The organism is Methanomassiliicoccales archaeon LGM-DZ1 (assembly GCA_030168595.1).
Taxonomy (GTDB): Archaea; Thermoplasmatota; Thermoplasmata; order Methanomassiliicoccales; family Methanomethylophilaceae; genus Methanomethylophilus.
Genome location: CP115556.1, coordinates 1,392,081 through 1,410,346, shown reverse-complemented (window position 1 = coordinate 1,410,346; position 18,266 = coordinate 1,392,081). Strand labels below are relative to the sequence as shown.

Below are 18,266 nucleotides of genomic sequence, written 5' to 3'. Positions count from 1 at the left end.
GGGCCTTATAAATCTTCACGGGCGGGGAGGCGCCCGTCCGCCGTCCCGCCTGCGGTCCCGCGGATGCCCGTTCCCTTCCCTGCGCGGGGATCCGGAGGGCGCCCGTCCGCGCCTCTGCCCAGAATACCTGCCGGCGGAGTACCTCCCGCGCCGGCCGGGACCGGAGCGTTCCCTGCGGGGCCCCCTGCTGTCAGCGGGGCCCGGAGACACCTGGCACTTCTCCGGGGCCGGCGCGGCCTTCCCTTCCATGATCTTGTCGTAGAAGTGAACGACCATGCACGAAGCCTCGCACCTGCCGCAGGAGGTGCATCTCTCCGGGTCGACCCTCATGCCCCCCTTTATCCTGATGGCGTGCCTGGGGCAGGACTTGGCGCAGATTCCGCACTCGGTGCACAGCTCGGCGCGGACCAGGGCCTTCCCGGCCTTGGCGAACATGCGCTCGGCATCCTCCGCGTTCTCCGCCGTCACGGAGATCTGCCCCCCGCCGAACAGCCTTGCGCGCCCGTAAGGCGTCCTCACCAGGGCGATCTCGAACTCCGGCGAGTACTTCACCTCGCCGACGGTCCTCAGGGCATCCTCCACGTACGAGAAATCCCTCTTCCTCGGCATCGTGGCCACGGCCTCCATGGAATAACCGCCGGCGACGCACACCGAGGCGCCCTTCATGAGCTTCATGGACATCCCGCCGCCCTCCGGGCCGCCACGGAGGTCCAGCCCCATGCTGTCCGCCAGCTGCCTCATCTTCGGGGGGAGGACCTTCCACCTCCAGAAGCCGAGGTCCACGTACTCGGGCGGCAGGCCCCTGGACTCGGCGTACCTGTGAAGGTACGCCTCCCAATCCGAGTACATCTCCGGGTGGATCCTCTTGGTGTTCCTCCATTCGCTGGCGAGGCAAGAGGCGCACAGGTAGCACCCGATCCTCTCGAAGTCCCTGTTGTACAGGGGATTGTAGTCCAGGCCCTTCATCCAGATGTAGCCCCAGATCTCGGCCGCGCACCAATCCCTGACCGGGTTGAGGTTGGTCTGGTTGGGGACGAAGGGGTTCCTCGACACGAACTCCGTCCCGGAGCGGGAGAAAGACTCCAGGGAGCGGTTCCCCTCGCAAGTGACGGTCCCGCGGGGGAAGTCGCGGGCGATGAGGTCGGTTATCGGGCCGAGCTTGCAGACCTTGCAGCACCACCTGAAATCCTTTGCGGGAGGGCCGAAGGTATCGACGTTGTCGCGGAACGCGCTCCCCGCCTCGGCGGCATGCAGCTTCAGCCCCTTCTCCTCCGCGAAGCGCCTGACGTACGCGACCGTCTCCGGGAACTCCAGGCCGGTGTCGGTGAAGAGCAGCTCCGGGGACCCGACGGCCTCGATAGCGAGCCCGCAGGCGGCGAGGGAGTCCTTCCCTCCCGAGAACGACACCGTGACCGGCTGCTTCCTGCCCTTCACGTAGCTGCGGATCTCCCCCACGGCCCTGCGCTCTATGGATTCCAGGTGCTCCCTGTTGCAGGCGACGAATGTCCTATCATCGGCATCCGGGGACAGGGGCAGGCCGGACGGGGCCCCGAGGTCCCTCACGCGGAGCGCTTTCTCGGCGGACCTCATGTCCGCCGAATCGGCCATGGCCACGCCGGGGCCGGTCTTGGTGCCTTTCCTGACGATGATGGGGTCTCCGCTGCGGAACTCCCCGATGATGGCAGAGACGTTCTCCCCCGCCACGCCTTTGCCTTTGAGGTGCCCCGAGACGCCGGAGATCGACACGACGTTCTTCGAAGCTGCGGGCGCGAACAGCTCCGCGCCGCGCAGGCGCAGCTCCACCTGCAGCCTCTCGGACGGGATGTCGAACCTGAGGATGCCTATGACGGACCCGTGGGCCACGATCTCGTCCGTGCGGTCCTCGCCCGGCACCTTGTTGAAGAACACCTCCTTGCGCTCGATGGGGGCGGCGGTGCCGAAGGCGTCCCTGAGGAGACCTTCGAGGATGCCCCTGCTGTCCCCCATGCAGGGGCGTATGTCGCCGGGGCTGTTGACCTCGAACTCCCTGCCGGCGGAACCGCATACGGAGCAGCGCGCTCCCAGGATCAGCGTGCCGCAGGCGTCGCACCACCTCATGGTCTCCTTGCCGTTGGCCGCGTTCCTCGGTTGAGCATCCATCTCTGATGCCCATCCGCTCCCGATTTATAAGTGATTGGCTTTTACGTATGCAGACTAGGAGCGGTCATGATGAGCGGCAGGTTGTCCAGCGCCCACAGTTTCAGTCCCCGCGAGATCCGCGACATATTCATCTCCACGCTTGTCCTGACGGCCGCGGTCGTCATCATGTTCAGGTCCGGGAGCGTGGCGGACTATTTCGAGCGCCACTTCGGCGGCTCGGAGTACGGGGCGATGTTCGCGGTCATCTTCGTCATCATGCTCCTGAGCTTCGTGGGCCACGAGATGGGCCACAAGTTCATGTCCCAGGACCTCGGATGCTGGGCAGAGTACAGGATGTACCCGATGGGCCTCCTGCTGGCCCTCGTCATGTCCGTCTTCGGCTTCCTCTTCGCCGCCCCCGGGGCGGTTTACATCAGGGGGAACATGACCGTGGAGGACAACGGCAGGATAAGCATCGCCGGGCCCGCGGTCAACATGTTCCTCGCGGCCGTCGGCATCGCGGGAAGCCTGGTCCTGAACGAGACCGCCTATGTCGTCCCCGTTTACCTCATGGCAAGCATGAACGCTTCGCTGGCACTGTTCAACATGCTGCCCTTCGGCCCTCTCGACGGCGCCAAGATCCTCAGGTGGAACACTGGGGTTTACGCGCTCGCCATGGGGATCGCCGTGGTGCTGTTCATCTCGTTCTGGTTCATGCCGACGATCTATTACTCCTGAGCCGGCACGCCCGGCTCGGCGGATATCGGCAGCAGACCAAGTTAGAAAAAAGGAAAGAAAATTGGGCAGGCCGTGAAGGCCCGCCCGGTTCACATATACTCTTTGCAGGGATACCTGAGGTTCCTCTTGACGGTGCCGCGCCACTGAGCGGCCTTCCCGGGGTTCAGGATGTTCTTGGGGTCCATGGCCTGCTTGATCGCGAGGATGCAGTCGAGCTCAGTCTTCCTCTCCTCCTGGAACTTCACGGCCTTGGAGATCCCGACCCCGTGCTCCCCGGTGACGGTCCCGCCCAGGGATATGGAGGCATCGAAGATCTCGTCCGCGGTCTTGATCCCGCGGTCCCACTCGTCGGCGTCGCCGACCTTCAGGAGCATCTTGCTGTGGAGGTTCCCGTCCGAGGCGTGGCCGTAGACGGCGACTATGACGTTGTTCTTCTTGGCGATGGCCTGGAACTTCTCGACGGCCTCGGGCACGCGGGACACCGGCACGCCCATGTCGTCCGCCAGCGAGACGCAGGAGTAGCCGGGCATCAGGGCGGAGAGCGAGGCGAGGACGGACTTCCTGGCGTCCGTCCACTTAGCGATCTGCGCGCTGTCGAAGGACGGGGTCACGGACTCGGCGCCCTGCTCGGCGGCGACCTCCTCGACCACCTTCAGGTCCCTCCTGATGACCTCGTCGGTCTCGCCGTCGACCTCGACGATGATTATGGCCTCGGCATCGGGGAGCGGGTGGCCCCTGGCCTTGTTGACCGCCTCGATGGAGGTGGAGTCCAGCAGCTCGCAGGATGCGGGGATGAGGGGCTTGGCGATGATGGCGGAGATGCATTTCCCGGCCTGGACGACGGAGCCGAAGGTCACCAGGGCGGAGGCGGACTTCTTCGGCTTGGTGGTCAGCTTGAAGGTTATCTCGGTGATGACCCCGAGGGTCCCCTCGGACCCGCACATGAGGCGTGCCAGCTGGTACCCGGAAGCATCCTTGATGGTCCTGGTGCCGCAGCGGACGATGTCCCCGTTGGCCCTGACGAACGTCAGACCGAGGACGTAGTCCCTGGTGGCCCCGTACTTGACGGCCCTCATGCCGGAGGCGTTGGTGGCGACCATGCCGCCGACCTGGCACGCCTCCCCGGACCCGGGGGACGGGGGGAAGAAGAACCCGTACTTGGCGAGCTCGGCGTTGAGGTCGTTGTATACGACCCCGGCCTCGACGTCGACCCAGAGGTCCTTGACGCTGACGTTGAGGATCCTGTTCATCTTCTGCATCGCGAGGCAGATCCCGCCCATGATGGGGACGGCGGCGCCGCAGAGCCCGGTCCCGGCGCCCCTCGGCACCACAGGTATGCCGTTCGCGTAGGCGATCTTCATGATCTCGGACACCTGCTCGGTGGATGTGGGCTGGACGACCACATCCGGGCTGCTGTGGTACACGGATGCGTCGAAACCGTAGGTGTACAGCACCGCTGCGCTTGTGGATATGCCGTCCTTCCCGACGACAGCCTCCAGCTGCTTCAATATCTTCTCGTCCAGGGCCATTTCTATCGGCCATGCCGATTCACGTTATTGGTTATAAGAATGCGCATGCGCGCGATGCCTCTGCGCGGTCGCCACAATTATACGGGCCGGCGCCGATTCCCGCCTCATGATAAGCGTGAACGAACGCAAGAAGCTCTGCGCGATGCAGTTCGCCGAAGGGCTCCTGGCACTTATTGTCGGTATAGCCATAGCCGTCCTCGGCGAGGATGCCCTGGAGATAATCCTGATCGCCGTCGGCGTGATCCTGGTCATCTGGGCGGTCCTGATATTCGTAGGCGCCGCCTCCGTCGGATTCGGCGGGGGAGGGATGCTCATGGGAGGGCTCTACCTCCTGCTCGGACTCATCCTCATACTGGTCCCGGCACTGATCTCGGACGTCCTCATGGCCCTTCTGGCCGTGGGCCTGATCGTGATCGGCGTCCTCGCCCTGCTCGGCATCCCGGCCTTCGGCCTCCCGGACAGCGGCTCCAAGATCGTCAACGTCGCCGTCGCGGTGCTGATGATCGTCACCGGCATCATCGCCCTCTTCAACCTCGACGACACGGCGGACGTCGTGATGATCGTGATCGGCGCCTTCGTGGCCGCCGCCGGAATCGTCAGGATGTACGGCGCCTACAGGCTGAAGGGCGTCATCGCCTGACAGCAGCGCGAAAAGCTTCGGCGGGGCGCCGCCCCGCCCATCACCCTTTTAACCGCCTTCCTTCTACCGTCCCATATGAAATCCATGATTGTACTTCTGGGACCCCCCGGGGCCGGGAAAGGAACCCAGGGAGAGAAGATCGAGACCGAGCTCGGATACGTCAGACTTTCCACGGGCGACATGCTCCGCGAGGCCGTCAGGAACGGGACCGAGCTGGGCAAGACCGCCAAGAAGTACATGGACGCCGGAGGGCTCGTCCCCAACGAGGTCATCATCAACCTCATGAAGGAGAAGATCAGGAGCCTCGGCAAGGTCCCCGGCATCATCTTCGACGGGTTCCCCAGGACCATCGAGCAGGCGGAGGCCCTCGACAAGGAGCTGAACATCGACCTCGCCCTCGACATCGACGTGGCCGACGACATCCTCGTCAAGAGGCTGACCCAGAGGCGCTCCTGCCCCAACCCCGAGTGCAACGCGGTGTACCACCTCACCAACAACCCTCCGAAGGTCGACGGCATCTGCGACAAGTGCGGATCCAAGCTCTACCAGAGGGACGATGACAAGGAGGAGACCGTCAAGAAGAGGCTCGAGACCTACCACAAGAACACCGAGCCCCTCATCGGCTACTACAAGAACGCCGGCAAGCTCGTCAGGATCGACGGCGTCGGCGACATCAACGAGATCTTCAAGAAGGTCGAAGCGGTCCTCCAGTGATTCCCGGGATGCCTATCCCGTGCCCCCTCTGGGGGCACAACAGAAACGCTTAATAACAACCGCCGGATATGGCGGTTCAATAGCCCCGTAGTGTAGTGGTCAATCATCGGAGACTCTGGATCTTTGGACATCAGTTCGAATCTGGTCGGGGCTACCACTTCTCATTCTAACTTCTGATAGGTTCCGGCTTCGGTCCCGTCAATTATTTATCCGTCCCGCCTCTGGCGACCGTTCATGGAACTGAGCCTGCCTGCATGCCTTCTCATCGTCGCTGCCGGCGGAGCTATCGGAGCGGCCGTCCGCTACCTGTTCATCTATTATATCGACTCGACGCAGTTCCCGTGGGCCACCCTCGCGGTCAACTTCATCGGGTCTTTCCTGCTGGCGCTCCTGACGTTCAGCCTCACCGGCATATCGCAGGAGGCCAGGCTGCTGATGTTCACCGGCTTCTTCGGAGCGTTCACCACCATGTCCACGTTCGCGCTGGACACCACGGTGCTGTTCTCGAACGGGCGCTTCGGCGACGCAGCGATGAACTTCCTCGGGACCGTGGTCCTCTGCCTGGGCGGAGCGGCCGCCGGACGCTGGGCGGGGATCGCCCTGGCGGCCTGATGGGATAAAAACCGTCAGTCCAGAGATTTCTCGGTACCGTCGGCGAGGTCCTTGAAGTAGGATACCCCTTCCTCGGGCCCTCTGGCTATGAGGATGTCGCCGGCCTCCATCTTCGTCTCCTCCCCGGGGCCGAAGATGTAGTCGTCGCCGCGCCTGACCGCGATGACGAACATGCCGCTGACGGTGCTGAGGGAGACCTCTCCGAAGGTCTTCCCTGCCAGGATCGAATCGTCGGCGACCTTGGCGAGGCACATGGTGGTGTCCGCCTCCCTGATGGACATGGCGAGGACGGGGTGCTCCGCGAGACCGCGGATGACCACGTCGGCGATGGATTCCGCCGCGTGGGCGATGTCCATTATCCTGTCCATGAGGGTCACGGTGACAATCGCCCTGTAAACCTCCTCGGAATTGCTCTGGCCGGACTTGGCCATCTCGTCCTGTATGCGCTCGCTCAGCCCGTCGAGGCTGTTGGAGAGGGAGATGACCTCCTCGGCGATCTCAGTGTTGTCATAGAGCAGGGACGAATATGCCAGATCGATCATCATCTCGGAGGTGTCCTTGAGCTCGGTGAGCATGGCGGCTAGACGGCTCATCATTCTCCATCGCCCTCCCCGTTGAGCTCCTGGGTCAGCTCCTCCTCGTTCTTCTCGTCCTCCTTGTCCGAGGTCTCCTCTTCCTCCTCGGAGACAGGTTCTTCGAACTCCCACTCCTTCTTGCCCGAAGCGTACTCGGTGAGCAGGTCGGCCCCGTCGTCGGTCCCGCGGACGATGATGGTGTCCCCCGCGCGGAGCTTGGCGCTTCCCTCGGGGTCGTAGGTCCACCCGCGGCGGTTCTTGACGGCGATGATCTTGCAGCCGGTGTTGGCCTCGACGGCGAGCTTGCCGATCGTGTTCCCGGCCATGCTCGACCCGTCGGCGATCCTGATCATCCTGATCTTCTCGTCGGCCTCCGAGAGCATCTCGGTGATGAACGGGCGCTTTTCGGGAGGGAACCTCAGCAGGCCCACTATATCGGAGGCGGCGTCCGAGATCCTGTCGGCGGCGGAAGCGACCTCCAGGAGACCGGACAGCTGCCTGGCGTCCTCCCTGGTTCTGCTGGACAGGAGGACCTTGTAACGGGTGGCGAACTTCAGATCGTCCATCTCGTCCTCGATCTCGCGCACTTTCTCAGCCATGCTGGTGCTGTTGTACATCAGCGATGCGTATGCGAGGTCGACGATGACCTCGGAAGAATCCTTCATCTCCGTGAGCAGCTCGCGCACGGTCATATCTATGTGTTTGAGTTCCGAGATGTCTTCGGGTTCGCTCATCCGGACGCCCCCGGGACCATGCCGGAGAGTCTCCGGCCGACGCAGATAACCAAGTTCCTTTCACCCTTGAACGGAATTTACGGCGAAATATTGCATCGCCGATATATGATTATCACTATCAATACAACCAGTCTGCATCGGTCCCAGACTCCCATCTGAACGGCTGGCACGTGCTGTCCGCAGGCATGCGGGGCCTCTTCCCGTCTTTCATTTATAAGAGAGATGCCTTGTCGCACTCGATCGCATGGTCTGAGGAGGTTCTTCGGATGGATAGGCAGAAGAGATCTGACGGATTCCTGGCCCGCTACGGGTCCGCGATAATCATGGGTCTCGCCGCCCTCTGCATCGCCGGCACCGCCGATCTTTTCGCCGGCCTCGTCCTCAACAGCATGGAAGATTACATCCTGACCATCTCGGGGATGATGATCCTCATCTACTCCGCGATAGGGATGCGCGGGAACATCTTCGGCGCGATGGGCTCCAGGATAGGCACCGCCATGAACATCGGTACCTTCGAGATGAGCCTCAGGAAGGGAACGGTTCTCCGCGCCAACTTCGACTCCGCCATAGCGCTCTCGCTCATCATGAGCATCGCCATGGGTGCCGTCACCTGGCTCGTCGCGCTGATCTGGTTCGGAGGGAACGCCGACATCTGGGACCTCATCTTCATCTCCTCGGTGGGAGGGTTCCTGGCCGGGATCATCGTGGTGTGCTTCAACATCTTGATCGCCTACGTCGGGAACAAGAGGGAATGGGACGTGGACAACATCACGGCCCCCCTCATCGCGGCCATCGGCGACATAGTCACCGTCCCGATGATATTCTTCGCCACCTGGGTCTTCCTCGAGATGGACGATTACAGCTGGGGGGAGACGGCCACCATAATAATGACGGTCGCCATCATCGCCGTCACCGCGCTGTACACCTGGCGCATGCTGAAGGCCAAGACCAGCCGCAGGGACTTCTCCGGAGAGGCCAAGAGGATCTTCTACGCCTCCCTCCCGGTCCTGATGTTCTGCCTCATATTCGAGATCGGGGCGGGGATCGTCATCCAGGACGAGGAGGACTCCCTGGTGCAGTACGGCGTCCTCATGATCATGATGCCGGCGTTCCTGAACCAGGGGAACGCCCTGTCCGGGATGCTCACCTCCAAGCTCTCCTCCGCCATCCACCTGGGTACGCTCTCCCCCAGGTGGAACCCCAAAGGCGCCGGGGGAGAGTTCGCGATGATCCTGGTCTGCTCGGTCATCACCTTCGCCTACATCGGCACCATATCCTACGCGGCATGCATCCTCGTCAACGGCGGGAGCGGGATCGGCTTCCTGACATCCATGGCCATCATAATGGCCGCCGGGATGATCACCACCGCCGTCCTGAGCCTGCTGTCCTACTACGTGGCCGTGGCATCGACCAAGTTCGGCCTGGACCCGGACGATGAGTCGATACCGATCACCTCGTCGGTGATGGACCTCGTCGGCTCCATCATCCTGGTATCGGTGATCTCGGTCTTCATCTGACCCGGCACAGAGGATGCCTGCCCAGGAGGCGCCGGGGACAGCGGACCCCTCCTTATATTATGTTAAATAGAAGGCTTGTTTTACCTTCACACAGGTAATTCCATGATCAGCAGAGACGAAGTGCTTGCCAATCTGGGACGCTACGATCAGGAGAAGGCCAGGATCGGGGTCCTCGCCTCGCATTCCTCGCTCGACACCTGCGACGGAGCGGTGTCGGAAGGCTTCCGCACCCTCGCAGTGTGCCAGAAAGGAAGGGAACGGACCTTCAACAACTACTTCAGATCGCAGAGGGACGCCGACGGCAACCTCATCCGCGGAGTCGTCGACGACACGATGATCCTCGATAAGTTCGGCGACATCATGAAGCCGGAGAACCAGGAGTATCTGATCAACACCAACACCCTGTGGGTGCCCAACAGGTCGTTCACCTCCTACTGCAGCATCGATGACGTGGAGGACAATTTCAAGGTCCCCATGGTCGGCAGCAGGAACCTGCTCCGCTCCGAGGAGAGGGGCGGGCCGAAGGACTACTACTGGCTCCTCGAGAAGGCCAACCTCCCCTACCCCAAGAAGGTCGAGAAGCCCGAGGACATCGACGGGCTGACCATCATCAAGGTCCACCACCACGTCAAGAAGCTCGAGCGCGGGTTCTTCACTGCCAAGGACTACGACCAGTACGTGGAGAAGAGCCAGGAGCTGATCAAGCAGGGCGTTCTCGACGAGGACTTCGAGAAGCACGCCAGGATGGAGCAGTACATCATCGGCCCCGTCTTCAACCTCGACTTCTTCTACGACCCCCTCGAGGAGAAGGGAGAGAAAGTGGAGCTGCTCGGCATCGACTGGAGGTTCGAGTCCTCGCTGGACGGCTACGTGAGGCTCCCCGGGAAGCAGCAGGTCGAGCTCGAGGACGACGGCATAATCCCGGAGTACACCGTCTGCGGCCACAACTCCGCCACCCTCAGGGAGTCCCTGCTCGACAAGGCGTTCGCGATGGCCGAGAAGTACGTCAAAGCGACCCAGGAGTACTACAAGCCCGGGATCATCGGGCCCTTCTGCCTCCAGACCTGCGTCGACAAGGACCTCAACTTCTACATCTACGATGTCGCCCCCAGGATCGGAGGAGGGACCAACGTCCACATGTCCGTCGGACACCCCTACGGCAACACCCTGTGGAGGACCAACATGAGCACCGGGAGGCGCCTCTCCATGGAGGTCCGCAAGGCCATAGAGCAGGAGAGGCTCGAGGAGATCATAACATGAGCCAGGCATTCGCCGGAAAGAACGCCGGCAGGCTCCTGGCACTGTCCCTGGCGGCCCTGCTGGCCGTCGCCGCGGCCGCCGTGGCTGCAAGCGCATCGGATGCCGCCACCAACGGCATCGGCACCGCAACAGCCGATGACGACTGGAAGGACGGGGAATCCGGGCACATCGATGTGCCGGTGAGCCTGACCGCGGAGAGCAACGTGCTGTTCAAGATGTACGTGGACTCGTACGACGAATCCGACCCGGACAAGACTGTCATGAAGACCGGGCTCTCCGAAGGAACGCAGACCGTTACCCTGTCGATATCCCTGAGCAGCGGGAACCACACGGTCACCGTCTATGCCTACATCGATGAGGACGGGGACGAGAGCACGACCGGCGACCAGACCTCCATCGGCACCACCTCGGTCGAAGTGCATGTCGACAAGGGCATCTGGGACAAGGCAACGTCTTACATCGCGATCATAGCGATCGCGATCATAATCGTGATCGCCGTGCTCTATTACATCAGGTCGAACCCCAAGGCGAAGCCCACCACCACCTTCACCCAGCTCGAAGAGGAGAAGAAGGCCGGGAAGGACTCCAAGGCCCCCGCCGAGAAGAAGGCCTCTACCGAGAGGAGGCGCTACGATGCATCCTCCGAGTCCAAGGAAGCCGTGCCAGCCGAGGAACCCAAGGAGAAGGAGGCATCTTCCTTCTCGGAACTGGCCGATGAGAAGAAGGCCAAGAAATCCTCCGGAAAGGACGGAGAGGGCAAGAAGCTCAAGTACGTCTCCTCCAGGAGGAAGTGAAACCCCTTTCGGGCCCCGATAGGGGTCCGGCCCCCCTTTTGCATAAGCCGATACCTTTAATATGCCATCAGCAGTCTGCGGAGTATGGCAGACGCTGAAGTTAAACCCTTCAAACTGCAGTTCCTCGAGTCCCTCTCCGCGCTGATCATCTCCGCGTTCGGGCTCGTCGCTGCGCTTGCCTGGAACGGCGCCATCCAGTCCGCGGTCAGCGCGGTCTTCCATGATGATGACAGCCTTGTCGGGAAGACCATCTACGCTCTCCTCGTCACCTGCCTCGCCGTCGCGATGACCATGATCATCACCAGGGCCACTGTCAGGACCAAGGCAGCCATTTCCGCGGCCGATGACAGGAAGAAGGCAGAGAAGGAATCCAAAGGTTCTGAGTGAGGCGTGCCTCACCGATCAAACCCCTTACCCTTTCGGGGATTTTTGAGATATGATCCGCCGGCCGGCAGGCAGAAACGCCGGTGCCGGGCCGTCAGAGCTTCAGTTTCGGGTCCTTAAGGTCCATCAGCGCCACTGCGCGCCTGTCGATGAAGAACCCGATCTTCTTGTGGAGCATGATCGAGGGCGCATTGTCCTGTTCGATCATGCTGTGGGCGACCTCTCCTCCCGCGGCGCGTCCCGCACGGAGGGTCTCCCTGAGGAGCCTGTAGCCGATCTCGTTCCTGCGGACGATGGGGTCGACCCCCATGTTCTCAATCCATACGAGATTGGTGCAGTCTGCGATATGGTGGAGCATCTGCGCGAAGATGAACCCGTAGATCTCCCCGTCCTCCTCGGCCACGAAGCTCAGCCCGCTCTCCAGGTAGGGGCGGAAATGGTTGGGGCTGCTCGCCCCGAGGTTGTCCTTCCACTCCTGCGGAAGGTCCTCCCACTTGTTCTCGATGGTCTCGCTGAAGTACTCCTTTATGCAGGACAGCTCCAGTTCGCGGACCTTCTTGATGTCCTTGAGCTTCATGGGCCGGAAGTCCATATCACATCGCCTCGGGGGCGCCCATGCCCAGGCACCAGAGGACGTTGCTGAGGACGTACTTGGTGCATTCGACGAGGGTAAGCCTCGCATCCCTCTCGGCGCCGGCCTGGAGGACCGGGACCTGGGCGTAGAACTGGTTGAAGGCGACGGCCACCTCATGGCCGTAGGCGGGCATCATGCTGACCCTCTTGGTCGCATCGATGTCCGCGAGGACGCTCTCGAACCTGGCCAGGGTCTTGGCCAGCCTGATCTCGTACTCGTCCTTGAGCAGGGACCCGTCGGTGATGCGCTTGAAATCCCCGGCCTTGCGGAGTATGCTGCAGGCCCTGGCGTGAACGTACTGCAGGTACGGCCCGGAGTTCCCGTCGAAGCTGAGCGCATCCTCCCATTTGAAGACGAGCTGCTTGTCGGCGCCGACGCGGACGATGTTGTACCTGACCGCCCCGACCCCGATGTCGTGGGCGATCCTGTCGATCTCCGCATCCGTCATCCCGGCGCACTTGTTGCCGTCCCTGATGGCCTTGGCGGCGCGCTCGGTGGCCTCGTCGATGAGGTCGTCGAGGTAGACCACGACGCCCTTCCTCGTGGACATCCTGCCCTCGGGCAGGGAGACGAAGGCGTAGAACAGGGCCTCGGGCTTCCTCTCGACGCCCATGATGGAGAGGGCGGAGCAGAGCTGCTGGGACCCCAGTTTCTGGTCCTCTCCCAGCACGTCGATGGTGCGGTCGGAGCGGGAGAACTTGTCGAGGTGGTAGGCGAGGTCCCTGGTCGTGTAGAGGGTGGTCCCGTCCGACCTGGTGAAGGTGAACTTGGTGTTCTTGCCGTGGATCCCGAAGTCCTTGAGGTCCACATACCATGCCCCGTCCTCGGCCTGGCCGGCGTACTTGCTCTCCTGGAGCTTCTTCACGACATCCCTGGCGGCGCCGTTCTTGATGAACTGGGACTCCCAGGTGTACCTGTCGAGGACCACGTTCATGTCGGCGAGGGTCTGGCGGATGCCCCCGAGCATGGTCTCCGCGACCTTCCCGACGCGGGCGACGGTGCCCTCGTCGCCGGCCTCGAACTTCCTGATCATCTCGGCGATCTCCTCCTCCAGGGCGGGGTTGCCGTGGATCTTCTTGGTGGCGGCGCGGTAGTTGTAGACCAGCCTGTGGTCGATCTTGTCCCTGTCATCGGGCTTCTCGGTCTGGGCGATCTCCTCCCTGACCTCCTCGGGAGTGATGTTCTCGGCCCCCCAGGCCATGATGACCATCTGCTTCCCGACGTCGTTCACGTAGTACTCGGTGGTGACGTCGTGCCCGCGCATCCTGAGGCAGCGTGCCAGCGTGTCGCCGATGATGGGGTTCCTGGCACGTCCCACGTGCACCGGCCCGGTGGGGTTGGTGGAGGTGTGCTCGACGTTCACCCTGAGGCCGGTCGGCCGCGATTTCCCGAAGTCCTGCTTCTTCTCCGAGACCTCCTGCAGGACATCGGTGACGATGGCCGTCGGGTCCGCGGTGAAGTTCAGATAGCCGTTCACGGCCTCGACGCCGGCGATGAGCCCGCACGGCGCCTTTATGGCCGATGCGATCTGCTCCGCGATCGCCTTCGGGGGCGCCCTGAGCGCCTTCGAGAAGGCGAAGCACGGCACGGCCAGGTCCGCCTGCTCCGGGACCTCCTTCACGATCTTCAGGTCGGCAGGGGCCCCCATGCCGGCGAGGGCCTTGACAACGGCCTCTTCGCATTCCTTTTCGAACTGTTCCTGTGCTTTCATGCCGAATCATCCGACCTTGTAACGCAGCAGCGCTGCGATGCCGCCGAACGCCCTGTAGAGCATCTCCCCCTCCTCGGAATCGCCGGAGATGAGCTGGATGCTCGAATTGTAGAGCTCGGACATCTCGAAGAAGTCATCGATGAGGTCCTTGCTCTCCGCGACCTTGGCGCCGAACCCGCACTCCGGGCACTTGACCGGAGCGTCTGGGTCATCCACGGTCATCATCGTCTCGTGGCCGTTCGGGCATACGGCCTTTATGCGGTATTTCTTCAGTTTGCTGGAGATGAGGAACGTATCGACCGCCCCCATCTCGGCGCACTTGCGGACCATGTCCTCGCCGTAGGCGGAGAGCCCGCCGTCCTCCTTCCTGATCTCCTTGAACAGGCGCTGCATCATGTCCCTCTCGGACGTGATCTGCATGTCCACGATGACGCCCTGGGCGGCCTCGACGAGCTCCTTCAGCCCCGACTCGTCGGTATAGCCGGTGTCGAAGAACGGCCTGACGACCTTCTTGAGGAGCTCATGGTGGAGGTACTCGTTGTTGATGAAGAAGTCCTTCGTCATGCCGGGCCCTCCGACGAGGATGCCCTCCATGTCCAGGATGCTGTCCAGGAAGCAGGTGGTGCATCCGTCGGCGACCTTCTTGAAGAACTCGTGGGCGGCGATCTCGATGAGCCTCTCGAAACGCACGGAGGACTGACCTCCCTGGTGGTGCTTCGAGGGGACGAGGGAGTCGTAGTGCTTCAGCACCTTGATCCTGGTCCCGGCCAGCATGCCGATGGTAGCTTCCTTCCTGTCTATGACTATGAGCCCGTAGTACCTCTTGTCGACGAGCATGCCGTCGAGGGGCTCGGTGAAGAACTGCGCGTCGCACCTGTACAGGAAGGCGGTGATGGCCTCGGGCGGGTTGATGACGTACTGGACCATCTTGGTCTGGTCGCCCGCGCGGGGGACCTCGCCGCAGAAGATGACGATCCCGTTCTCCGGGATCTTGTCGAATGTCTTCAGACGGGCAGCGACCGACTCGATGGCGCCCGTCACGTTCTTCATCGTGGTCTTCGACTTGATGTTCGACGCCGCCGATTCCTCGTTCCTGAGGTAGGCCATGACGTCCGATACGAGCTTTCCGAACGGGATGTACACCGAGATGAGCTCGGTGCCTTTTCCTCGATAGCCGCGGATCTCGTCCATGGCTTTCTTGAAATCATACCTGGCCTTGCTGACAGAATTGTCTATTGCCGTTTCCAAAGCCTCCAACAATAATTATTATACCCATCGCGCTTGCGTATAAAAGGGTTAAGAATGGCTAATCAGAGAGTGGTCATCTCCATCGGGGGCTCCATACTGATCCCCGGCAGGGACGATGCAGCCTACATCAGCAGTCTGGCACATATGCTCAGGGAAGCATCCGGAAAGGTCAGCATGATCATTGTCGTCGGCGGCGGGAAGACAGCCCGCTATTACGCGACGACCGGCAGGGAGCTCGGAGGGTCCGAGTACGACCTGGACATCATGGGCATAGACTCCACCAGGATCAACGCCAAGCTCCTCGCCCTGGCGCTCGGGAAGGACTTCTCGTCGATGGACATCTCCCCCACCGTGGAGGGCACCGTGGCGAAGGTCGGGAAGATAAAGATCCCGGTCATGGGAGGCACCGAGCCGGGCCACACGACCGATGCCGTCTCCGCGATGGTCGCCGAGAGATGGAGCGCCGACCGCATAGTCAACGCCACCTCCGTGGACGCCGTGTACTCAGACGACCCCCGCAAGAACCCGGACGCCGTGAAGTACAGCAGCCTCACCATTGAGGAGCTGGGTCATATCGTCTACAGCGGCCATGCGGCCGGGAAATCCAGCGTCTTCGACCCGATGGGCGTGAAGATCGCCGAGAAGGACCGCATCGACATCGAGATGGTGGACGGCAGGAACCTCGCCGAGCTGGAGAAGGCGATCCTCGGGCAGCCGTTCTCCGGCACCCACGTCGATTCGCACAGGGCCGGGTGACCGGCCTTCGCTCCGGGCCGAGGGGCTCGAAGCAATCCTTCTTGATGACCTCGATGCCCTCGGATTCGGCAAGGTTCGTCAGCCTCGCGGCCGACGGCCCGTTCATGGACTTCCGGTGCAGGAAGGCCGTTTTGGTGCCTGTCTTCTCGGCTGCCTGCCTGATCATGCGGGCCGCCGCCTCGTCTGAGGCGTTGTCCGTCCTGTAAGTGGGCACGATGTGCCCGAAGTTCACCTTCCTCGTCAGGGCGAGCTCGGTGAAGCGCGGGGCATAATGGCCCCCGCCGATGCCGATGACCGTAGAGTAATCATTGTCGCGCGGGAAGTCCTCTATGACCGACGCCTGCAGCGCCGCCGCGTCCTTCCTGCCCCAGTGGTTCTCATCGCTTCCTATTTCTATGAAGAACGCAGGCGTCTCCATGTACGGGCCGTGGTGCGTCGCCTCGAAGCAGATGCTGAACTCCGGCAGATTGCATTTCGCCTTGATCGTACGCAGAGCGTTGCTCATGAGGGCCGGCGCGGACGGGACCAGGGTCTCCGCCCTGCCGCCGAGCCTGCAGTCCTCGTAATTGCCTATAGGATGGACGGTCAGCGCAGGGGTGCCGCTCGATGATGCATGCTCAGAGGGGAAGATGACGGCATCTGGCTTCCATCCTGCTTCCGCGATCTGCGCATCGAGCCCGTCGCGGCGGATGTGGAGGTCCTGGATCTCAGCCATTACTAAGTCATTTTTTGTATAGAACACTAAATCTCCGATTTTCCCCTCATCGGTCCAGCCCCCGGACGCGAGCAGGGAATCGGTGATGTTGCGCGAGGAAATATCCTGCATACATCTGATTACGGCCAGCATTACAGATTTGCACAAAAGACCAAGATGAATATGTTTTTTACTAGATGGAACCAACTGCTGATTAATAGTTGTTAATTTTTCCCTGCCCCAGGCATTACATGCAGGTAAAGACACGCCTGGCTGTCTGTAATCCGTATCTCTGATTGCAATAGTATGCCTTTAAATCCGGATGCGAAAATCTTCGATCCTGGATATGATGGAACAAACTTATTGCCTGACCGTGAAAGAACGCATCCTGCTTCACATGCTCAGATTTCCGAGCGTGTACCCGAAACAGAACTTCGACGTCCCCCGCGAGCTCACTCAGGACGGGATAGCATCCGCCGCCGGGATCTCCCGCGCGCATGTATCTATCGATCTGAAGAAGCTTGAGGAGTACGGATTCGTGGAAAGGTGGCAGGCGCATCTGAACGGAACCCCGGCCAAGCGCTTCGTCTACTGCCTCACGCCGATAGGCGCGGGGGAGGGGAGGAAGCTCAAGGCCAACCTGGAGAAGAAGGGCATCGACACCGATATGCTCCTGGACATCAGCCGCTGCAATCCGGAAGGGAAGTGGAAGTGCATGAGCCAGGCGGACCGCGATGCGGTCGGCAGGGCCTGCGTCTTCCGCAAACCGATCCTGAAGAAGGACCTTCCGGGGATGACCTCCGGGACGATCCCGACCGATTTCCGCGGGTACATCTGCATACCGGAGAGGACTGCAGAAGCGTTCATCCGGCTGGCCGATCCCTTCTCCCTCCGCTCCTGGCACAGCTGGGCCGCCGACTACTGGCTCAAAAGCGGGAACAGGGCCGAGAGACTGTACCACCTGAACAAGGCGGGCAGGAACATCGAGGCCAACATCCTCGCCGAAACCATGGATTAGAACGCGCTGTTCTGCCCCTCCGAGGAGCTCTACTGCGACCTCAGGGCCGTCAAGGCGGTCCCGGAGTACAGCGAGCACCTGTTCTGGCTCATGGCCGAGACATCGATCGGGCTCCGTTCCGTGAAGGATGCCGAGGAATGCCTCGGCAAACTGGCCGGGATAGGGTCCAGGCATGCTCTCGAGGTCAGGTCACAGATCCTGGTGCTGCAGAAGCGCTACGAGGAGGCAGCAACGATAGCCGAGCGCGCCATGGAGGAGGTCGGCGGGCCCCTGCCTGCCGAGATTGCCGCCGAGGCGCATGCCAGCATCGGCAACCTGGAGAAGGCCAGGGAGCTCTGCGACATCGCCGCCAACGAGACGCTGAGGACCCTGGACGGAGCGTGGATCGACAGGATATTCTGCACCCGCGCCCGCATAGCGTTCGCCGAGAAGGACACCGCGGCCACGATGGATAACCTTGAGAAGGCCTGGCAGTCTGCTCCCGAAGGGCGCCGTCCGGCGTACAGGCACATGATCGATGCTGTGTCGGAAGGAACGGACCCGGGATTCCAGGCGCTCTGAGATATTTCGATGGCCTGACCGGGGCTGAC

The 18,266-nt window shown here is 62.0% G+C and carries 18 protein-coding genes, 1 tRNA gene and 1 pseudogene; 12 read left to right on the top strand and 8 right to left on the bottom strand.

Annotation, left to right across the window (positions count from 1 at the left end; genetic code table 11):
- Positions 1-15: 15 nt before the first annotated feature.
- The gene (locus tag O8W32_07115) at positions 16-2,139 is read right to left on the bottom strand and encodes a phosphoadenosine phosphosulfate reductase family protein (GenBank protein WII08934.1); all 2,124 of its coding nucleotides are present in this window, start codon (positions 2,137-2,139) and stop codon (positions 16-18) included.
- A 69-nt stretch (positions 2,140-2,208) separates the two neighbouring features.
- Here O8W32_07115 and O8W32_07110 point away from each other — a divergent pair, with 69 nt between their 5' ends.
- Positions 2,209-2,856, top strand: coding sequence for a site-2 protease family protein (locus O8W32_07110; GenBank protein ID WII08933.1), 648 nt, complete (start codon positions 2,209-2,211; stop codon positions 2,854-2,856).
- Positions 2,857-2,945: 89 nt separating this feature from the next.
- Here the strand turns inward: O8W32_07110 and O8W32_07105 are convergent, their stop codons facing one another.
- Positions 2,946-4,385, bottom strand: coding sequence for an FAD-binding oxidoreductase (locus tag O8W32_07105; GenBank protein ID WII08932.1), 1,440 nt, complete (start codon positions 4,383-4,385; stop codon positions 2,946-2,948).
- Positions 4,386-4,491: 106 nt separating this feature from the next.
- On the opposite strand from O8W32_07105, the gene O8W32_07100 reads away from it, so the two are divergent.
- The 4 genes from O8W32_07100 (at position 4,492) to crcB (ending at position 6,351) form a co-directional block, all read left to right on the top strand.
- Positions 4,492-5,025 carry a DUF308 domain-containing protein gene (locus tag O8W32_07100; GenBank protein WII08931.1) on the top strand — a complete coding sequence of 178 codons (534 nt, stop codon included), beginning with the start codon at positions 4,492-4,494 and terminating at the stop codon, positions 5,023-5,025.
- 75 nt (positions 5,026-5,100) lie between these two features.
- Positions 5,101-5,739 (top strand): adenylate kinase, encoded by a 639-nt coding sequence (locus O8W32_07095; protein WII08930.1) that lies wholly within the window; start codon positions 5,101-5,103, stop codon positions 5,737-5,739.
- A gap of 81 nt (positions 5,740-5,820) precedes the next feature.
- Positions 5,821-5,896 (top strand) — tRNA-Gln (locus O8W32_07090).
- 77 nt (positions 5,897-5,973) lie between these two features.
- A complete protein-coding gene (gene crcB / locus O8W32_07085; protein ID WII08929.1) occupies positions 5,974-6,351 on the top strand; it encodes a fluoride efflux transporter CrcB in 378 nt (125 codons plus the stop codon).
- A gap of 14 nt (positions 6,352-6,365) precedes the next feature.
- Here the strand turns inward: crcB and O8W32_07080 are convergent, their stop codons facing one another.
- Both O8W32_07080 and O8W32_07075 read right to left on the bottom strand, forming a co-directional pair.
- On the bottom strand, positions 6,366-6,944 hold the full coding sequence (locus O8W32_07080) for a potassium channel protein (protein WII08928.1): 579 nt from the start codon (positions 6,942-6,944) through the stop codon (positions 6,366-6,368).
- Complete coding sequence (locus O8W32_07075; GenBank protein ID WII08927.1) at positions 6,944-7,660, bottom strand: potassium transporter TrkA; 717 nt, start codon at positions 7,658-7,660, stop codon at positions 6,944-6,946. Before O8W32_07075 ends, O8W32_07080 begins: the two co-directional genes overlap by 1 nt.
- Before the next feature lie 266 nt (positions 7,661-7,926).
- Between O8W32_07075 and O8W32_07070 the strand changes: the two genes are divergently transcribed.
- The 4 genes from O8W32_07070 to O8W32_07055 all read left to right on the top strand — a co-directional run bounded on the left by O8W32_07070 (position 7,927) and on the right by O8W32_07055 (position 11,618).
- Positions 7,927-9,177, top strand: a complete 1,251-nt coding sequence (locus O8W32_07070) for a magnesium transporter (GenBank protein WII08926.1) — start codon at positions 7,927-7,929, stop codon at positions 9,175-9,177.
- Between the two features lie 102 nt (positions 9,178-9,279).
- On the top strand, positions 9,280-10,437 hold the full coding sequence (locus tag O8W32_07065; protein ID WII08925.1) for a formate--phosphoribosylaminoimidazolecarboxamide ligase family protein: 1,158 nt from the start codon (positions 9,280-9,282) through the stop codon (positions 10,435-10,437).
- Complete coding sequence (locus O8W32_07060) at positions 10,434-11,231, top strand: hypothetical protein (GenBank protein ID WII08924.1); 798 nt, start codon at positions 10,434-10,436, stop codon at positions 11,229-11,231. Before O8W32_07065 ends, O8W32_07060 begins: the two co-directional genes overlap by 4 nt.
- 84 nt (positions 11,232-11,315) lie before the next feature.
- Positions 11,316-11,618 (top strand): DUF5654 family protein, encoded by a 303-nt coding sequence (locus O8W32_07055; protein WII08923.1) that lies wholly within the window; start codon positions 11,316-11,318, stop codon positions 11,616-11,618.
- 91 nt (positions 11,619-11,709) lie between these two features.
- Here the strand turns inward: O8W32_07055 and O8W32_07050 are convergent, their stop codons facing one another.
- Genes O8W32_07050 through prf1 form a run of 3 tightly spaced genes read right to left on the bottom strand, consistent with a single transcriptional unit; the run spans position 11,710 to position 15,208 of the window.
- Complete coding sequence (locus tag O8W32_07050) at positions 11,710-12,207, bottom strand: GNAT family N-acetyltransferase (GenBank protein ID WII08922.1); 498 nt, start codon at positions 12,205-12,207, stop codon at positions 11,710-11,712.
- Position 12,208: 1 nt separating this feature from the next.
- Entirely contained in the window at positions 12,209-13,960 is a 1,752-nt protein-coding gene (argS, locus tag O8W32_07045) for an arginine--tRNA ligase (GenBank protein ID WII08921.1), read from the bottom strand.
- 6 nt (positions 13,961-13,966) lie between these two features.
- Positions 13,967-15,208, bottom strand: a complete 1,242-nt coding sequence (gene prf1 / locus O8W32_07040; GenBank protein WII08920.1) for a peptide chain release factor aRF-1 — start codon at positions 15,206-15,208, stop codon at positions 13,967-13,969.
- 54 nt (positions 15,209-15,262) lie between these two features.
- Here prf1 and pyrH point away from each other — a divergent pair, with 54 nt between their 5' ends.
- On the top strand, positions 15,263-15,964 hold the full coding sequence (gene pyrH, locus O8W32_07035; protein WII08919.1) for a UMP kinase: 702 nt from the start codon (positions 15,263-15,265) through the stop codon (positions 15,962-15,964).
- A 103-nt stretch (positions 15,965-16,067) separates the two neighbouring features.
- On the opposite strand, the pseudogene O8W32_07030 reads toward pyrH, so the two are convergent.
- Positions 16,068-16,679 (bottom strand): annotated as a pseudogene (locus tag O8W32_07030) (D-aminoacyl-tRNA deacylase).
- A 352-nt stretch (positions 16,680-17,031) separates the two neighbouring features.
- Between O8W32_07030 and O8W32_07025 the strand changes: the two are divergent.
- Together O8W32_07025 and O8W32_07020 are read left to right on the top strand one after the other, a co-directional pair.
- Positions 17,032-17,676, top strand: a complete 645-nt coding sequence (locus O8W32_07025) for a hypothetical protein (GenBank protein WII08918.1) — start codon at positions 17,032-17,034, stop codon at positions 17,674-17,676.
- A 90-nt stretch (positions 17,677-17,766) separates the two neighbouring features.
- Positions 17,767-18,237, top strand: a complete 471-nt coding sequence (locus O8W32_07020) for a hypothetical protein (GenBank protein WII08917.1) — start codon at positions 17,767-17,769, stop codon at positions 18,235-18,237.
- Positions 18,238-18,266 lie beyond the last annotated feature (29 nt).